The organism is Allobosea sp. 05T433 (genome assembly GCF_056396065.1).
Genome location: NZ_JBFTKS010000007.1, coordinates 172180 through 189362, shown reverse-complemented (window position 1 = coordinate 189362; position 17183 = coordinate 172180). Strand labels below are relative to the sequence as shown.

General features: G+C 65.4%; 13 protein-coding genes. 8 read left to right on the top strand and 5 right to left on the bottom strand.

The window, feature by feature from the left end; genetic code table 11:
* The first annotated feature begins 79 nt into the window (after positions 1 to 79).
* The 5 genes from AC1DGP_RS12230 to AC1DGP_RS12210 all read left to right on the top strand — a co-directional run bounded on the left by AC1DGP_RS12230 (position 80) and on the right by AC1DGP_RS12210 (position 8595).
* Positions 80 to 865 carry a class I SAM-dependent methyltransferase gene (locus AC1DGP_RS12230; protein ID WP_476832183.1) on the top strand — a complete coding sequence of 262 codons (786 nt, stop codon included), beginning with the start codon at positions 80 to 82 and terminating at the stop codon, positions 863 to 865.
* Positions 866 to 1410: 545 nt separating this feature from the next.
* Positions 1411 to 2196, top strand: coding sequence for an IclR family transcriptional regulator (locus AC1DGP_RS12225; protein WP_441505920.1), 786 nt, complete (start codon positions 1411 to 1413; stop codon positions 2194 to 2196).
* Positions 2193 to 6041: a hydantoinase B/oxoprolinase family protein gene (locus AC1DGP_RS12220; protein WP_476832182.1), complete on the top strand. Its 3849-nt coding sequence runs from the start codon at positions 2193 to 2195 to the stop codon at positions 6039 to 6041. Before AC1DGP_RS12225 ends, AC1DGP_RS12220 begins: the two co-directional genes overlap by 4 nt.
* Positions 6042 to 6098: 57 nt before the next feature.
* Positions 6099 to 7769, top strand: a complete 1671-nt coding sequence (locus tag AC1DGP_RS12215) for an OPT/YSL family transporter (RefSeq protein WP_441505922.1) — start codon at positions 6099 to 6101, stop codon at positions 7767 to 7769.
* Between the two features lie 151 nt (positions 7770 to 7920).
* A complete protein-coding gene (locus tag AC1DGP_RS12210; RefSeq protein ID WP_441505923.1) occupies positions 7921 to 8595 on the top strand; it encodes an AroM family protein in 675 nt (224 codons plus the stop codon).
* A gap of 186 nt (positions 8596 to 8781) precedes the next feature.
* Here AC1DGP_RS12210 and AC1DGP_RS12205 read toward each other — a convergent pair whose 3' ends face one another.
* From AC1DGP_RS12205 to AC1DGP_RS12185, 5 genes are all read right to left on the bottom strand, one after another.
* Positions 8782 to 8976 carry a hypothetical protein gene (locus AC1DGP_RS12205; RefSeq protein WP_441505924.1) on the bottom strand — a complete coding sequence of 65 codons (195 nt, stop codon included), beginning with the start codon at positions 8974 to 8976 and terminating at the stop codon, positions 8782 to 8784.
* Positions 8977 to 8992: 16 nt separating this feature from the next.
* Positions 8993 to 9301, bottom strand: coding sequence for a hypothetical protein (locus AC1DGP_RS12200; protein WP_441505925.1), 309 nt, complete (start codon positions 9299 to 9301; stop codon positions 8993 to 8995).
* Positions 9302 to 9562: 261 nt separating this feature from the next.
* Positions 9563 to 10459, bottom strand: a complete 897-nt coding sequence (locus tag AC1DGP_RS12195) for an ABC transporter permease (RefSeq protein WP_441505926.1) — start codon at positions 10457 to 10459, stop codon at positions 9563 to 9565.
* Complete coding sequence (locus tag AC1DGP_RS12190; protein ID WP_441489765.1) at positions 10459 to 11412, bottom strand: ABC transporter permease; 954 nt, start codon at positions 11410 to 11412, stop codon at positions 10459 to 10461. The genes AC1DGP_RS12195 and AC1DGP_RS12190 overlap by 1 nt, the downstream gene beginning before the upstream one ends.
* 33 nt (positions 11413 to 11445) lie before the next feature.
* The gene (locus tag AC1DGP_RS12185; RefSeq protein WP_441505927.1) at positions 11446 to 13134 is read right to left on the bottom strand and encodes a peptide ABC transporter substrate-binding protein; all 1689 of its coding nucleotides are present in this window, start codon (positions 13132 to 13134) and stop codon (positions 11446 to 11448) included.
* Positions 13135 to 13472: 338 nt separating this feature from the next.
* Here AC1DGP_RS12185 and AC1DGP_RS12180 point away from each other — a divergent pair, with 338 nt between their 5' ends.
* The 3 genes from AC1DGP_RS12180 to AC1DGP_RS12170 all read left to right on the top strand — a co-directional run bounded on the left by AC1DGP_RS12180 (position 13473) and on the right by AC1DGP_RS12170 (position 17178).
* Entirely contained in the window at positions 13473 to 14801 is a 1329-nt protein-coding gene (locus tag AC1DGP_RS12180) for an NAD(P)/FAD-dependent oxidoreductase (RefSeq protein WP_441489763.1), read from the top strand.
* Positions 14802 to 14986: 185 nt separating this feature from the next.
* Positions 14987 to 16309, top strand: a complete 1323-nt coding sequence (locus AC1DGP_RS12175) for an NAD(P)/FAD-dependent oxidoreductase (RefSeq protein ID WP_441505928.1) — start codon at positions 14987 to 14989, stop codon at positions 16307 to 16309.
* A gap of 200 nt (positions 16310 to 16509) precedes the next feature.
* Positions 16510 to 17178 carry a haloacid dehalogenase type II gene (locus tag AC1DGP_RS12170; RefSeq protein WP_441489761.1) on the top strand — a complete coding sequence of 223 codons (669 nt, stop codon included), beginning with the start codon at positions 16510 to 16512 and terminating at the stop codon, positions 17176 to 17178.
* The last annotated feature ends 5 nt before the right edge of the window (positions 17179 to 17183 follow it).

Here is a 17183-nt window from a genome sequence, read left to right as displayed (position 1 = left end):
AACCGAAGGAAAGACTTGTGAGACGCAGCGCAGCGTGGTGAAAGGTGCCGGAAACGGACCAAGACAAGGCGAATGATCGATGTCGACCACGATCGCAAATCGCAGCCTGAAGGATGAAATCCGGGACTATTGGTCCATCAGGTCAGAGACATTCGATACGACGCCAGGCCACGAGATCTTTTCCCTGGAAGAACGGCGCGCATGGCTCGCGCTTCTGTCGCGGCACCTTGGCACCGATCAGGGGCGCCGGGCGCTCGACCTGGCCTGCGGCACGGGGGTGATCTCGCTGCTGCTGTCGGAACTCGGCTTTTCGGTGACCGGCCTCGATCTCTCCGAGGCCATGCTGGCGCGTGCCCGCGCCAAGGTCTCGGGCAAGGGACCGATCAAGCTCTTCCTCGGCGATGCCGAGAATACGCTGGAGCCCTCGGATAGTTACGACGCAGTAGTCACCCGGCATCTTGTCTGGACCCTGCCCGACCCGCCGGCCGCCTTCGCCGAATGGCACAGGGTACTCAAGCCGGGCGGACGCGTCGCGATCATCGACGCGGACACCATCAACACCCCACCGGACAGGCGGTTGATCAAGTGGCTCGCACGACTTGTCAAACGCCTGAGCAGGAATGTGCCGCCTCCCCCACCTTATGCGGACACCCATGCAAGCATCCTGTCGCGCGTCTATTTTTMTGATGGGTGCCGCCCCGATGCCGTCGCCGAGTTGCTGAGGCAGGCAGGGTTCGAGGACGTCGTCGTCGACCGCGACCTTGGCCCGATCCACCGCGCCCAGGGTCGCTTCATGCCGCTCTTCCAGCGTCTCGAGCGCGCAGCGCAAAACCGCTTCCTGATCTCCGCACGCAAGCCGTCCTAAGGTGATTACCGCCTCCCCCGCACAGACGGACCTGGCAGGCGAAGGCGGCGGCATGCCCTGCGCCGCGTCCTGAGACGCGCCGCATTCGCCCCGACCCGGGCGAGCCAGCATCGTCCGAGCCCGCAACCTCAACATGAATGGCGGCTCGCCGCTCCGCGCCGCAGTCCGGCGAAAGGCTGGAACAGCGCCGCCTTGCGCAGTCGCTTGCCTCTCCGATCTGGCCGACGCCCGGTTGTGCGCAGCCTCGTCGTCGAACTCCCTTCCCTGGCATTCCTGGTCCTGTCGGCCTGACCGGGCTCGGCAAGGAAGCTTGACCTGCACCGGATCGAGCGCTGGGCGGGTCGGACTGCCTGCAGCTTCAACGGACGCACACAAGCCAATCAGGCAGGACCGCCGTTGATCCGGCACTCCAGGGCCATAGCGCCTCGTCCGAGCGCATTCCACCCTCAATCCTTAACGCTTGTTGACTCTTCGGTCAGGCGCGATATTGTTCCTGTTATTGCAACTCAAGTTCCATTTTATGGAACTTTTCTGGACTCACCCGGATGTCCATTCTGTCGGCGGCCGTCGATGTGCTCCGTTGCTTCTCCAGCACGCGTCACGATGTGACGGTGACGGATCTCGTTTCCTTGCTTGGAATGCCGAAGAGCAATGCGTCGCGACTGCTGCGGGCGATGCGCGACGAGGGGCTGCTGGAAACGGTCGGCGACAGCAAGCGCTACCGCCCCTCCCTGCTGCTCAATCAGGTCGGCCATATCTACCGCTTCGCCGCCTCGCTGATCGACCGGGCCGATTCCGTGATCGGGCGCATCTCGGACGAGGTCGGACATACCGGCTATATCAGCGTGCGGCGCGGCACCGACATCGTCGGCGTCACGGCCCATCCCGGACGGCACGCCCTGCGCGTCGTCACGTCGATTGGCGATCGAATTGCCGCCTTCGCGTCCAGCACCGGCCGCGCCCTGCTCGCCCGCCTTCCCGACGACGAGGTCCGCCGCCTCTATGCCGGCGGTTTCGAACCGCCGTCCGATACAGCCCCGCAGGGCCTCGACGAACTCCTGGCGCGGCTCGCCGTCACACGACGCGAGGGCTACGCCGAATCCCATGACGAGGCGGTCAGGGGCGTGCGCGCCATCTCGGTTTCGGTCGGCGATCCGAGCACCGGCGACGAAGTCGCGCTCTGCATTTCCTTCCCGGCAGCGACCGTCACGCCGGAGGAGCGCCTCGCCATTATCCGTTCTCTGGGAGAAGGCGCCGCCGAGATCGCGGCGCTGACCCGGGACCCGCTTTTCTTTCCCCTACATCCCTCAATCGCGGAGACAGCTCCATGAGCAATCGTTGGCGCATCGGCTTCGATATCGGCGGCACCTTCACCGATTTCATCCTTTATGACGGCCAGGAGCGCTCGGTCCTGCTGCACAAGCGCCTGACCACGCCGCATGATCCGTCCGAGGCTGCCCTGATCGGCCTTGGCGAACTGACCGAGATGGCCGGCATCACGCTGGCCGATATCGGCGACATCGTGCATGGCACAACGCTGGTGACCAACGCGGTGATCGAGCGCAAGGGCTCCAAGCTCGGCCTGATCACCACGCGCGGCTTCCGCGACATCCTCGAAATGGGCACCGAGCAGCGCTATGACATCTACGATCTGTTCCTGACCTTCCCGGAGCCGCTGGTCTCGCGCGAGCTTCGTCTCGAAGTCGCGGAGCGTATCGACCGCGACGGCAAGATCGTGACGGCGCTCGATGCAACCGCGGTGCGTGCAGCCGCCAGCGAGCTGGCCGCTGCCGGCTGCGAAGCGATCGCGATCTGCTTCCTGAACAGCTACCGCAACTCCGCCCATGAGCAGGAAGCCGGCCGGATCGTCCGGGACGCCTGCCCCGAACTCACGGTCTCCCTGTCGAGCGAGGTCGTCGCCGAAATCTGGGAGTATCAGCGCTTCGTCACCACCGCGGCGAACGCCTATGTCCAGCCACTGATGCGGCGCTATCTGGAACGGCTGGAGCGCGAACTCGCAGCCCGCTCGTTCACCGGCTCGCTGCGGTTGATGCATTCGGCTGGCGGCCTGGTCTCCCCCGAGACCGCTCGCACCTTCCCGATCCGCCTGCTCGAAAGCGGCCCTGCCGGCGGCGGCCTTGCGACAGCCTTGTTCGGCGAGCTCGCCGGCCACAAGGACGTCATCTCCTTCGACATGGGTGGCACCACCGCCAAGGCCTGCATGATCGAGGACGGCCGCGCTGAGATCGCACCGATGCTCGAAGCCGGTCGCGTCAACCGCTTCGCCAAGGGCTCCGGCCTGCCGATCAAGGCTCCCGTCATCGACATGATCGAGATCGGCGCCGGAGGCGGCTCGATCGCCGCCATCGACGAGGTCGGCCTGCTCAAGGTAGGCCCGCACTCGGCAGGCTCCGACCCCGGCCCGGCCTGCTACGGCATGGGCGGCACCAAGCCGACCGTCACCGACGCCAATCTGGTGCTCGGCTATTATGATCCGGGCTTCTTCCTCGGAGGACGCATGGCGCTCGATCTCGCGGCCGCGCGCAAGGCTGTTGCCTCGGTGGCGGAGCCGCTCGGCCTCTCCGTGGAAGAAGCAGCCTGGGGCATCCACAAGGTCGTCGTCGAAAGCATGGGCGCCGCGGCGCGTGTCCATCTCGTCGAGAAGGGCAAGGATCCGCGTCACTACGCCATGGTCGGCTTCGGTGGGGCGGGCCCGGCGCACGCCGTCGATGTCGCCCGCGTGCTCGGCGTCCGGCAGGTCATCATTCCGCCGGCCTCCGGCGCGGCTTCGGCGCTCGGCTTTCTCGCCGCGCCGCTCTCCTTCGACATGGTGCAGTCGCTGCCGGTCGAGTTCTCGGAGGGCTTTGACGCCCAGGCCGTCAACACCGTGCTCAGCGAGCTGGAGGCGCAGGGCCGCAAGCACCTGCTCGAGGCCGGCGTGAAGCCAGCCGACATCACGGTCGAGCGCTCGGCCGATATGCGCCTCGTCGGCCAGATGCACGATATCGCGGTGACGTTGCCGGCCGGCACGATCGATACATCGAGCCTGGACGCCATCCGCGCTGCCTTCGCCACCACCTATTCGGCGCGCTACACCTCGGTCTACGAGGGCGCCCGTCTCGAGGCGATCAACTTCCGCGTCCGCTGCGCCGGTCCGGTGCCGAGCCTCTCGCTCTCCGGCGCGGCCGGCGGCGGCGATGCCGGCACCAAGGTGAAGGGCACTCGCCAGGCCTGGTTCGAGAGCGGCTGGAGCGAGGCGACCGTCTATGATCGCTACGCGCTGCGGCCGGGCGACTCCATCAAGGGTCCCGCGATCATCGAGGAGCGCGAAGCGACGACCATCGTTCCTCCCGGGGATACGGTTGCGATCGACCAGGTACTTAACCTGCTGGTCAGCGTCGGGCGGGCCAGCGCCGCCGAGACCACGATCAGCGCCGACATGCCGCTGGCTGAGGCCGCGCGCCGGATCGAGGCCGACCCGATCTCGCTGGAGATCATGTGGAGCCGCCTCGTCAACGTCGTCGAGGAGATGTGGCTGACCGTCTGCCGCACGGCCTTCTCGCTGGTGATCTCCGAAGCGCAGGATTTTGCCTGCGAGCTGCTCGACCCCGAGGGCGAGACGCTGGCTCATTCGCCACGCGCCATGCCGGTGTTCAACCTGACCCTGCCGCGCGCCGTCAAGGCGCTGCTCGAGCGCTATCCGGCCGACACCCTGAAGCCCGGCGACGTTCTGATCACCAATGATCCCTGGCTCTGCGCCGGCCATCTCTTCGACATTGCCGCGGTCACGCCGGTGTTCCTGGGCGACCGCGTCGTCGGACTGATGGGCACTGTCGGCCATGTCTCCGATATCGGCGGCACCAAGGACAGCCTCAGGGCCCGCGAGATCTACGAGGAAGGTTTCCAGATCCCGCCGATGAAGCTCTACGAGGCTGGCCGGATCAACGAGACACTCGTCCGCCTGCTGGGCGAGAACGTCCGCAATTCCGAGCAGGTTCTCGGCGATCTGCACTCGTTCGTCGCGGCCAATGCGATCGGCGCCGAGCGCCTGCAGTCCTTCCTGAGCGATTACGGCATGCAGGATCTGCGCGCCCTCGCCTCGGTGGTGCAGGACCGTTCCGAGAAGGCCATGCGCGAGGCCATCGCCGCGTTGCCGGACGGGACCTATCACGGCACCGTCTCGAACAACCCGCTCGGCACGCCGATGACCTATCCGCTGGCGCTGACGGTCAAGGGCGACACGATCCATCTCGACTTTGACGGCGCCCCACCGCAGCTGCCGCAGGGCGGGCTCAACTGCACCCTGAACTACACAATGGCGCATGCGACCTACCCGCTGAAATGCATGCTGACGCCGAATGTCCGCGGCAATGCCGGCTGCTATCGCGCCTTCTCGATCGACGCGCCGAAGGGCTCGATCCTGAACTGCGACAAGCCGCTCGCGGTCAACCTGCGGACGCGCACCGGCTGGTACATCGCGCCGAACATCTTCCGCGCCCTGTCACAGGCCGCTCCGAACCAGGTCCAGGCCTTCACCGGACTACCGGTGGCGGCGAGCGTCTATGGCCGGGACCAGGCGGGTGATACCTATTCCGACATGCTTTTCGTCGGCGGCGGCCAGGGCGGCTCGGCCCATGGCGACGGCAAGTCCGGCCTTCTCTATCCGACCTCGGCCGCCAACACCTCGATCGAGACCTTCGAGGCGCGCGTGCCGGTGCTGGTCGTGGAGAAGACCTATCTCACCGACTCCGGCGGTGCCGGCGAGCATCGCGGCGGCCTCGGCCAGCGCGTCCGCCTGCGCAAGCTCTCCGATGACGGTCTCCCGACGCTGGTCTCGCTCTATCCGGAAGGCGTCAACAACCCGATCCCGGGCCTGTTCGGCGGCAAGGCCGGCGGCGGAGCATCAGGGCGGGTCATCGATGAGCAGGGCCATGTCCTGAAGGATGTCGGGACGGGCGACCTCGTCCAGGTCAAGCATCCCCATGAGATCGTGGAACTCGTGCTCGCCGGCGGCGCCGGCTACGGCGCGGCGGCGGAGCGCTCCCGCGACGCCATCGCCCGCGACATCGCACTCGGCCTCGTCTCACCGGAGGCCGCCAAGCGCGACTACGGGGTCCAGACCGGCCATGCGACGCACGACGTCGGCGAGGCCAAGGCCGGCATCCTTGTTGCCTGACGACTGACATCAACAAGCACATCTGCCCCTCCAGGGGCCAATAACGGGGACTGAGGCATGAAGGACCAACCGAAAGGAGTGCCTCAGCGGCACCCGAGCCTGTTTGAGCCCGGGACGCTGGTGCTGATCGCCATTCTTTGCGTCTTTGGCGCGATCATCGGCATGCAGCTTCTGGTCTCCCTGGGCATCACGGCAAACACATCGCTAATCGGGGCGCTCGCCGCCATGGCGCTTGCGCGCGTGCCGATAGCGATGTTCACGCGCTACCGCTCGATCCATGTTCAGAATCTGGCTCAGAGCGCGATCTCGTCCGCGACATTCGGGGCTGCCAACAGCCTGCTGCTGCCGATCGGCATTCCCTTCCTGCTTGGTCGCTCCGATCTGGTGCTGCCGATGCTGGCAGGCGCCTTCGCGGCGATGCTGCTCGACGCCTACCTGCTCTACCGGATGTTCGATTCCCGGGTGTTTCCGGCGACCGGTGCCTGGCCCCCGGGCGTTGCCGCCGCCGAAGCGATCAAGGCCGGCGACGAGGGCGGACGCAAGGCGGTGCTGATGGGGGTCGGCTTCGTCACCGGCATCCTGGCCTCCTTCGTCAAGGTGCCGCTCGCGGCCATCGGCTTTGTCGGCTCGACGGCGGTCTCCGGCATTCCGATGTCCGCCTTCGGCGTCGCCTTCATCGGCAATATCTGGGCGCTCTCGATGTTCGGCGTCGGCCTGCTGCTGCGCGGCTATTCCAGCCAGCTCTTCGGCGGCCCGCTCTTCGCCGAGATCATCCCGAAGGGCGATCTGATGGCGGCCTATATCCCGCACGGCTTCATGATCGGCGCAGGGCTGATTGCCCTGTTTCAGGTCGCGCAGCTCCTGTTCAGGCGCAGCGAAGCCCAGAAGCTGGCCGAGGCGGCCTCCGGCGTTTCCGATGCGGAAGTCAGGCGCGCGCTCGGTCTCGGCACCATTGCCTATCTCGTGATCGCGGTCTTCATCGCGCTGGTCGGCGGCCTGATGAGCGATATGTCGATCGGGATGTTGATCCTGTTCGTGCTCTATGCCGCCTTCGCGGCCTATGTGCATGAGCTCATCGTCGGCCTCGCCGCGATGCACTCTGGCTGGTTCCCGGCCTTCGCCGTCGCACTGATCACGCTGATCATCGGCATGCTGATCGGCTTCCCGATGCCGGCGCTTGCGTTGCTCGTTGGCTTCTCCGCCGCGACGGGGCCTGCCTTCGCCGACATGGGCTATGATCTGAAGGCCGGGTACATCCTGCGCGGCAACGGCGCCGATCCCGCCTTCGAGCGCGACGGCCGTCGGCAGCAGCTCTTTGCTGCGATGTTCGCCTTCGTCATCGCCGGTGCGGTGGTGCTGGTCTCCTACCAGTCCTATTTCGACCAGAACCTCGTCGCCCCCGTGAACAAGGTCTATGCCGCGACGATCAAGGCCGGCGTGGCGCCAGGCGTCGCCTGGCAGCTCTTCCTCTGGGCGATCCCGGGCGCGATCCTGCAGTTCATCGGCGGCCCGAAGCGCCAGATCGGCGTGCTCTTCGCCACCGGCCTGCTCATCAGCTTCCCGATGGCGGGGTGGGCCGTCCTGGCCGGCATCGTCTGCCGGCTTGTCTGGGAGAAGCTGCGCGGCAGCACAGGCGAAGGGGACATGGAGGTCTTCGCCGCCGGCATCATCGCCGGAGACGCGATCTTCAGCTTCTTCGACTCGGTGATCAAGAACTTCAGGCGCTAAAGCAACGGCCCGAAAACTGCTTTGCGGTTTTCGGGACGGCCGATGCGAACACAGAGCTGGATCATCGGACCGGAAACGAGATCCGATCGATGATCTCAGCGCCCGTGCCGGAAACGGCACGGGCGTCCCATTCGACAGAGGACGGCCTCGCATGCGCAAACTCGGAACCCTGACCATCGGCCAGGCGCCGCGCTCCGACATCACGCCCATTCTCGACGCGGTGATCGGCTCCGACCTGCCGCGCCGCCATGCGGGTGTGCTGGACGGGCGGAGCAAGGCCGAGATCGAGCGCGACTTCGGCCCTCGCGCCGGAGCTGCCGTGCTGATCACCAAGCTGCTGGACGGCAGCTCAGTCATCATCGACAGGAGCCGCACCGAAGCTGCGGCGCAGGCCAAGATCGCCATGCTGGAAGCCGAGGGCTGCAGCACGATCCTGATGCTCTGCACCGGCCATTTCGAGACCCTGGCGGCAGACAGGGCGCAACTGATCGAACCTGATCGGATCCTGCCGCCAACGGTCGCCGCCCTCACCCCGGGCGCGCAACTCGGCATCATCGTGCCGCTCGCCGAACAGATCGCAAGCGAGGCCGGGAAATGGGCCGGGCTTGATCGCAAACCGCTCTATGCTGCGGCCTCGCCCTATGGCGGGCCTGGTTCCAACCTGTCCGAGGCGGCCCGCGACCTCGCCAGGCGCGGTGCTAAGGTTCTGCTGATGGACTGCATGGGTTTCGTCGAGGCTCATCGCCGCGAGGCCGCGGAAGCCGCGAAGCTGCCTGTGATCCTCTCCAACAGCCTGATCGGCAAGCTCGTTTCCGAGATCGTCTGAGCACGCCCGTCACGCTCGGCCCCAATCTCGGGCAGATCGCCATGCAATGGAGTTCCGGGAGGACGCAGGGACTGGCCTGACATCGGCCACACCCGCCCTTGCGCCGGTGCTTCTGAACGGCAAACGGAAGACGGCGTCTGGCGCCTCGCCTTGAGCCGCTCCTCCGACCGGTCAGGGCTCGTTCGATTATTTCAGATTGCCGAAGTGGTTCTTCTGCGTGACGCCGGCCCGGATCCGATGCTCTTCGATCGCCCGCTCGTGGCCATCGGAGCCCCGCACCCGGTCTTGTCGGTGCCTGATTTCGCCCGCTGGCAGCACCCGAGGGATCTGGTAAGTTCCGAGACCGGATCTGTCGCGGAAGTCAAAATTCAGGCTGATCACATCAGCCTTCCCTTAGTTACCGGTCATGGAGCAACTCCTCGCTCTCGCAGCGCTCGTCGAGGAGGCTGCCCACGAAGGTAGCCCCGTCGCTGCAATGATCGGTGATCGCAAGGTTCACGACATGCCCGTCCTCGCAGAGCAGCCTGATCTCATAGGAGAGCAGCAAGGGTGCGACCTGACGTAGATCGAGGTCGAAATGCCCGCGGCATCTGCCGTTCGCGTTCCGGGATGTTTCGAAACTGTAAGATACAGGCTGGCGCGTACCATCGCGCCAGATGATCTGGCCCTTGCCCTGAAGCCAGGTGACCTGGCGTTCGCTTTGCACGACGAGCTTCCAGCCTTGACCGGCGCCAACCCGGCACCGCGGCCCGCTCTCGGTTCAGGTTGAACGGAAGCGGCGATGCAGTGAGCGCTCTTCCAGGGCACCAGGCAAGCAAAATCCGCGCGTCATCTCAGCACAGAGGCACGCCCAGGAACGCCTCTCGGAAAGGGTACAACCTAACAGAGAGGCACGTGCCACCGTCCCACACTCTGTGCAGCCCGCAGCAATGCCCCTCCCCCCTTTCGAGAAGGGCAGCACGCGACGTCACGGCAAGTCCATTCTGGGATCGAGCGCGTCGCGCAAACCGTCTCCAACGAAGTTGAAGCTCGTAACGGCGAGCGTGATCGCCGCCCCGGGCAGGATCGCAAGCCATGGCGCGCTGGTGAGATAGCTTTGGGCGTTCTCCAGCATATTGCCCCAGCTTGGAGTCGGCGGTTGGATGCCGTAGCCGAGGAAGCTGATATAGCTCTCGGCCAGGATCGCATGGGCGACGTTCAACGTCGCGGCAACGACGATCGGTGCGATCGCGTTCGGCAGCAGCTGACGAAACATGATGCGGCCGTTGCTGGCGCCCATCGCGACCGCTGCAACCACATAATCGCGGGTGCGGAGCGATTTTATCTGAGCCTCGACGACCCGCGCCACCTCCATCCACGAGGTCATAGCGATCAGCATGACGATCGAGGGCACCGACGGCAAGATCAGGGCCGAAACAGCAAGCAGCAGGAAGATCGAGGGGAAGCACAGCATCGCGTCGACGAAGCGCATCAGGGCAGCCCCGACCGCACCTTCGTAGAATCCGGCGATCATGCCGATGCAGATGCCGATCGCCATGCTGATCAGCATGGCGGAAAAGCCCACTGCGAGTGAAATCCGCCCGGCCATTAGCAGGCGGGCCAGGATATCGCGCCCGAGAGGATCGGTGCCGAGTACATGCGGGCCCGAGAAGGGTGGCGCGAAGCGCTGCCGGATGTCGATGAACGTGTCGCTATAGGGCAGCAGCATCGGCCCGAAGATGCAGGCGAGCGTCATCGCCACGATTGCCACCGCTCCGAAAACCGCCAGCCGGTGCCGGCGGAAACGGCGAAAGCCGGGGCTGTTCCAGACGAATGGCGAAGCTGCGATCCGGACTTCGGTGACGCCGGTGAGATCAGTGCTCATCAGCCATTCCTCGCAATCCGCGGATCGGCGAGACCATAGAGCAGGTCTGCGATCAGACTGCCGAGCAACACCAGGACGGCGGTGAACATCAGGATGCCCATCACGGTCGGATAGTCGCGATAGCTGATCGAGTCGAGGAAGAGCCTCCCCATGCCCGGCCAGGTGAAGACGGTCTCGGTCACCAGTGCGCCCGAAAGCAATGTCGGCACATGCAGGCCGGTGATGGTGATCATTGGCAGCAGCGCATTGCGAAGGGCGTGCCGCAGCAGGACCTGGCGCTCCGGCACGCCCTTGGCCCGGGCAGTGCGGATATAGTCCTGATTGACGACCTCAAGCATCGAGGAGCGCATGTAGCGGCTCCAGACCGCCGTCGAGACCAGCGCGAGCACGATGCAGGGCCCGATCAGATGATGGATCCGGTTGAGCACCGAACCATCGCCGATGGTGTAGCGGTTGCCGGCAGGTAGCCAGCCGAGCCCGACCGAGAAGACATAGATGATGACAAGGCCGAACCAAAAGGTCGGGATCGAGAGCGCGATCATGGCGCCGATCGTCGCGAGTGAATCGAACAACGAGTAGCGTCGGATCGCGCCAAGCATACCGACCCAGGCGCCGAGCAGCATGGCGAGCAGCGTCGAGCTCAGCATCAGTTCCATCGTCGGCCCGATATGGGAGGCGATGATCTGCAGCACCGGCTGATGGTCGCGATAGGACAGCCCCCAGTCGCCGCGCAGCATGCGCCAGAGCCATTCCGCATATTGCAGCGGCAGCGGGCGGTTGAGGCCGAGCTGTTCAGCGATGCGGTCGAGATCGGCCTGGGTCATGTCGCCGCCGGCGGCGAACTGCGAGAGCGGCCCGCCCGGAGCCAGGTGCAGGATCGCAAAGCCGATCATCGAGACGATGAGCAGCAGCACGAGCGCCTGCAGCAGCCGTCGCACGAGAAAGGTGCTCATGGCGCCGTGTTCCGGGAGGGTCCGTTCATGGTCTCAGCGCGCCCAGTACCAACTGCCCATGTTCCAGGTATTCTGGCGGGCATTGATATTGGGCTCGTAGCCGATGAGCCCTTCCTTGTAGCCCTCGACCGGAACATATTGGTAGATCGGCAGGATCGGCAGTTCCTCGCGGACGATTTCCTGCAATTTCCAGTAGACGGCCTTGCGCTTGGCCTGATCGAAGGTTTCCTGGCCCTCCTTCAGCAGCTTGTCGACTTCGGCATTCTGCCACTGCATCTGGTTGGCGCCGCTGCCGTTCTTGGCGGGTATAGCATCAGAGGCGAAGCGCGAGGCCGGATCGGGATCGATCACGGTGCGGAAGGCAGTGCCGACCAGCAGCGACTGGAACTTCGAGCGCGTATAGAACTCGCCCCAGATCACCGCGGCCGGCATGTTGTTGATCTTCATGGAAACGCCGACCTGCTGCCAGTCCTGCATCATCAGTTGCTGGCACTGCTCGCGTAGCGAGGCGCCGGTCGTCGTTGAGACCGCGAACTCAAGTGGCACGCCGTTCTTCATGCGAACGCCGCTGCCGCTGCGTTTCCAGCCAGCGTCGTCGAGCAACTTGTTAGCCTTGGCGAGGTCGTAGCTCTGCTGCGGCAGGTTGGGATTGTAGGCCCAGGATTCCTGAGGCGCGAAGGACTCCGTCGGCTTGTGCAGGCCATAGAAGATGACGTCGATGATCGCCTGCTTGTTGATCGAGGCGTAGAGCGCCTGGCGCACCGCCTTCTCGGACAAGGCCGGATGCTCGAGATTGGGCATCAGGATTTCGAGCGAGGCGTTCGGGATCTTCACGATCTTGCGGCCCGGCAGCTTCACGGCCTCGGCATAGAAATTCGCCGGGATGCCAGTGCCGATAATGAGGTCGACCTGTCCCGTGCGGAACTGTGCATAGAGAGCCGTCTGGTCCGGCACATATTTGAGGACAGCCTTCTCCAGATAGGGGCCCTTGCCGTGATAACGCTCATTGGCGACGAGCGTGATGTTGTCGCCCGGCGTGCGCTGCCCCCATTTGAAGGGCCCGGTACCGACCGGCGCGCCGTTGAAGGGTGCGGTATTCGGGTCGCTGGCTTTCTCAAGCAGATGCTTGGGCACGATGAAGGTGTTGGAGAGCAGCGCGAGATAGGGCGCGTAGGCCTTCTCCATGCGCCAGGAGATCTCATGCGGTCCCTTGACCACGATGTCCTTGACCAGCGCATGGCCGACCCGGGTGCGGCTCTTGAAGCCCGGCGCATTGATCAGCTCCAGCGTGTATTTCACGTCCTCGGCCGTGAAGGGCGTCCCGTCATGCCAGGTGATGCCCTCGCGCAGTTTGACTTTCCAGGCCAGGCCACCTTCCGAGATGCCCCCATTGGCCTCGCTCGGCACCTCGGTTGCGAGATCGGGCATCAGGTTGCCCTGAGGGTCGGCGAGCCACATCGTATTGAAGACCTGCATCCAGACGGTCTCGTCGACCTCGATGCCAGGCATGAGCGGGTTGAATGCTGTCGGCTCCTGCGACAGGCCAACGACGACCTGGCCGGTCGGTTTAGCGGGCGGTGGCGGAGCAGGCTTGGTCTGGGCGCCGGCTCCAACCCCCGAGGCGGCCAGCAGGCCGCCCGCTCCGAGCGCGAGAAACTGGCGGCGATGCAATGCCGGCATCGGGAAAGCCGAACGGGTCGTTCCGTCGGAGTGCTTTATCATCCGGTAACCCCTCTTTTGCTTGTTTTGCGGAAGTCCCGGGCGCCCCGGGCAATTCAGGCGGAAACGATCGCGCATCCACGCCGCCCGCTTCATCCGTCGGGTCGTTCGCGGGCGCGGCCGGTCCTTCAACCGCGTGCCTAGGTTAGGCCTGCACCCACCCGCCTCGTATGCCGATCACGGCGCCCGGCCGGGCATAATCTGCCGATTCAACCACCGCCTTTGGCATAGGGTTCTGCACCGGATCGGGTCTTATCGAGCCGATCAAATCGGATCGGCCGTGCGGATGGATTGGTCGTTGCCCGCGCGGAGCGGTCCCGCAGCGCAAGGAAAGCCAGCCTATGTCTCCTCCGGTCACCCGCGTCCGTAGCGACGAGTTTCTGCCGAAATCTGCCGATGTGGTGGTCATTGGCGGTGGCATCGCCGGCACGAGCGCGGCCTATGAGCTGGCAAAGAAGGGGCATTCGGTCGCACTGGTTGAGAAGGGGCACCTCGCCGGCGAACAGTCGAGCCGGAACTGGGGCTGGTGCCGCCAGCAGAATCGCGACCTGCGCGAATTGCCGCTGGCCCAGCGTGCCGTCGAGATGTGGAACGGGTTGAACGAAGAGCTCGGAGCCGAGACGGGCTTCCGCCGCACCGGGCTGCTCTATGTGACGACCAAACAATCCGATCTCGATCTATGGTCGAACTGGGCCGACCGCGCCCGCGAGTATCAGATGCATAGCCGGATGCTGACGGCTGCCGAGGCCAAGGCCATGTCTCCGGGCAGCACGGAGAACTGGATCGGCGGAGTGCATTCGCCGACCGACGGGCGGGCCGAGCCCGCGCTGGCGACCCCGGCCATCGCCGAAGGGGCGCGCAAGCGGGGGGCGACCATTCATCAGAGCTGCGCCGCACGCGGACTCGAGACCGAGGGCGGGAAGGTTTCGGCGGTCGTCACCGAAAAGGGCACGATCCGGACCAGCGCGGTGCTCTGCGCCGGCGGGGCCTGGAGCTCGATGTTCTGCCGCCACCACGGCCTCAAGCTGCCGCAGGCGGGCGTGCGCTCCACCTCCTTTTTCACGGAGGCCGCACCGCAGGTAATCGAGGGCGGGCTGTCCATGCCCGATCTCACCTTCCGCCGCCGGCTCGATGGCGGCTATACCGTCGGCATCAGCGGACGCGGCCTGCTCGAACTCACTCCGCAGGGCATGCTCTACGCCCAACAGTTCTGGCGGACCTTCAAGAAGCGGCGCTGGGGCCTGACCATCCGGGCTGGCCGGTCCTTCTTCGCCGGGCCGGAGGCGATCTCCCGCTGGAGCAACGATGGCATCTCGCCCTTCGAGCGGATCCGCACCTTCGATCCGCCGGCACAGGAGGAGCTGATCAGCTTTGCCCTGACACGGCTTGGGCAACTCTATCCGCAGCTCGCCAATGTGAAGATCGCGCATAAATATGGCGGGCTGGTCGATTTCACCCCGGATTGGATTCCGGTCATCTCCGGCGTCGCGACCCTGCCCGGCTTCTATATCTCGACGGGCTATAGCGGTCACGGCTTCGGCATCGGCCCGGCCGCCGGGCGCCTTGCCGCCGACATCGTCGCCAACGACACCCCCATCGTCGATCCACACCCCTATCGCTACAGCCGCATGATCGACGGGACCGATCTCGGCGAGCCCGGCATGATGTGACGCGCCCTTCAATGTCTTGAAGGCAAGCCACCGCATCGGGGTTGGGTCTTGCCATAGCTGCATCCGCCAATCGGCATCGAGACCGCGCTGCGGCATTGAGTCCGGCGCCGATGCAAAGATGATCCAATGCCGCCGGCAGCGCGGTCGCTAACGTCGCGACGAAACCCTGCCGGAGCTCCCCGCCTATGTCACCGACGCTTGAACGCATCGCCAGCAATGCGCGCCTGCCGGCCCAGGCCGATATCGTCGTGATCGGCGCCGGAATCGTCGGCAGCGCAGCAGCCTATTTCCTGGCGAAGCGTGGGCACAGCGTCGCACTCGTCGAGAAGGGCGTCGTCGGCGGCGAACAGTCGAGCCGGAACTGGGGCTGGTGCCGGCAGCAGAACCGTGACGCCCGCGAACTGCCCCTCGCCATGCGCGCCATGGAGCTCTGGGACGGGCTCAGCCGCGACATCGGCAGCGATATCGGCTTCAGGCGAAGCGGCCTGATCTATGCCAGCAATGACGCCAGCCAGATCGCGCAATGGGACAAATGGCGCGGAACCGCACAGCAATTCGGCATCGATACGCGCATGCTCTCCGGCAGCGAAGCAGCCGCCATGACGGCAGGCACCGGCCACTCCTGGCTCGGCGGGGTCCATTCGGTCAGCGACGGCAAGGCTGAGCCTGCCCGCGCCGCACCTGTCCTCGCAGAAGGCGCCCGTTCGCAGGGTGCGAGCATCCATCAGGATTGTGCTGCGCGCGGCCTCGACATCACGAATAGCGCGGTCTCCGGCGTGATCACCGAGAAGGGCCTGATCCGAACGCGCTCCGTCATCCTGTCCGGCGGTGCCTGGGCATCAGCCTTCTGCCGGCGCCATGGCATCCGGTTTCCGCAGGCGAGCATCCGCTCGACCATTCTGCGGACGGAAGTCGCGCCCAGATTACTCGATGCGCTCTACACCCCCGACTGCGCCCTGACGCGTCGGCTCGACGGCAGCTACACGATCGCGATCAGCGGCAAGGGCACACTTGAAGTCACGCCGCAGGGACTGCGCTATGCGCGCGAGTTCCTGCCGATGTTCATCAAGCGGCTGAAAGCGGTCGAGTTCGGCTTCGGCACCTCCTTCTTCAAGGGGCCGGAGGCGCTCGGAGGCTGGGCTTTCGACAGGGAGACTCCCTTCGAACGCATCCGCGTGCTCGATCCCGTGCCGAGCCGCAAGTCCGTTGCGCTGACGCTGGCAAGGGCACGGGCGCTCTACCCCGCACTTCAAGACGTCGCCGTCCGGGAGAGCTGGGGCAGCTATATCGATTCAACGCCGGATGCCGTGCCGGTGATCTCGCCCGTCGCGGATCTGCAGGGCTTCGTGCTGGCGGCCGGTTTCAGCGGGCATGGCTTCGGTCTCGGGCCCGCGGCCGGCCATCTGGCGGCCGATCTCGCCGTGGGGGACAAACCGATCGTCGACCCGCGTCCCTTCCGGCATTCGCGCCTGATCGATGGCTCGCGGGGCGAGATCGGCGAGTTCTGAACGTCGCCCGTCAGTGTCGGACAGCCCTTCATTCGGCCTTTCGCAGCCGGCGGCAATTCATGCTGAACCGGGGCAGATGATCGGCAGAATCTTTGCTCGGCGGGACGCAATTCCAAGTCCGCGCCTGCACACCGGCCCTAGTCTTGGATGCAACGCGGCAGATCGTGCTGGCGCGGCAACTTCTGATGGCGAGAGACGCGATGAGCACCCTGCGGCCGAAATTCGTGACCTTCGATTGCTATGGCACGCTGATCAATTTCGAAATGGGCCCGGCGGCGCGGCGCGTCTATGGCGCACGCCTGTCCCCCGAGGTCATGGACGGTTTCTGCGAGAGCTTCAGGGGGTTTCGCCTGGACGAGGTCCTTGGCGCCTGGAAACCCTTCATCGAAGTGGTCCATAACTCGGTGGAGCGCAGTTGCAGGGTCTGGAAGATCACGTTCGACCCGGCCGACGCCCAGGCCATCTACGACGAGATTCCGAGCTGGAACCCGCACCCGGATGTGCCGGCAGGCCTCGCCAAGGTCGCCAGGGAGATCCCCCTCGTCATCCTCTCGAATTCGATGAAGGAACTGATTCCGCACTCCGTCGTCAAACTCGGCGCGCCCTTCCATGCGGCCTATACCGCGGAGGAGGCGCAGGCCTACAAGCCGCGCCTACAGGCCTTCGAATACATGTTCGACATGCTGGGCTGCGGACCTGAAGACGTCGTGCATTGCTCGTCCAGTCTGCGCTACGACCTGATGAGCGCCTACGACCTGAAGATCGGTCAGCGGGTCTTCGTCAATCGCGGTCACGAGCCCGGCATTCCCGCTTACGGCTACCGCGAAATCAAGGACATCGGCGGCCTGCCAGGCCTGCTCGGGCTCTGACGCCG

What these genes read in the sequence shown, in the direction of transcription:
- AC1DGP_RS12225 (WP_441505920.1), top strand. Translation starts at nt 1,411, where the DNA reads ATGTCCATTCTGTCGGCGGCCGTCGATGTGCTCCGTTGCTTCTCCAGC.
- AC1DGP_RS12210 (WP_441505923.1), top strand. Translation starts at nt 7,921, where the DNA reads ATGCGCAAACTCGGAACCCTGACCATCGGCCAGGCGCCGCGCTCCGAC.
- AC1DGP_RS12190 (WP_441489765.1), bottom strand. Translation starts at nt 11,412, where the DNA reads ATGAGCACCTTTCTCGTGCGACGGCTGCTGCAGGCGCTCGTGCTGCTG.
- AC1DGP_RS12195 (WP_441505926.1), bottom strand. Translation starts at nt 10,459, where the DNA reads ATGAGCACTGATCTCACCGGCGTCACCGAAGTCCGGATCGCAGCTTCG.
- AC1DGP_RS12220 (WP_476832182.1), top strand. Translation starts at nt 2,193, where the DNA reads ATGAGCAATCGTTGGCGCATCGGCTTCGATATCGGCGGCACCTTCACC.
- AC1DGP_RS12215 (WP_441505922.1), top strand. Translation starts at nt 6,099, where the DNA reads ATGAAGGACCAACCGAAAGGAGTGCCTCAGCGGCACCCGAGCCTGTTT.
- AC1DGP_RS12180 (WP_441489763.1), top strand. Translation starts at nt 13,473, where the DNA reads ATGTCTCCTCCGGTCACCCGCGTCCGTAGCGACGAGTTTCTGCCGAAA.
- AC1DGP_RS12175 (WP_441505928.1), top strand. Translation starts at nt 14,987, where the DNA reads ATGTCACCGACGCTTGAACGCATCGCCAGCAATGCGCGCCTGCCGGCC.
- AC1DGP_RS12185 (WP_441505927.1), bottom strand. Translation starts at nt 13,134, where the DNA reads ATGATAAAGCACTCCGACGGAACGACCCGTTCGGCTTTCCCGATGCCG.
- AC1DGP_RS12170 (WP_441489761.1), top strand. Translation starts at nt 16,510, where the DNA reads ATGAGCACCCTGCGGCCGAAATTCGTGACCTTCGATTGCTATGGCACG.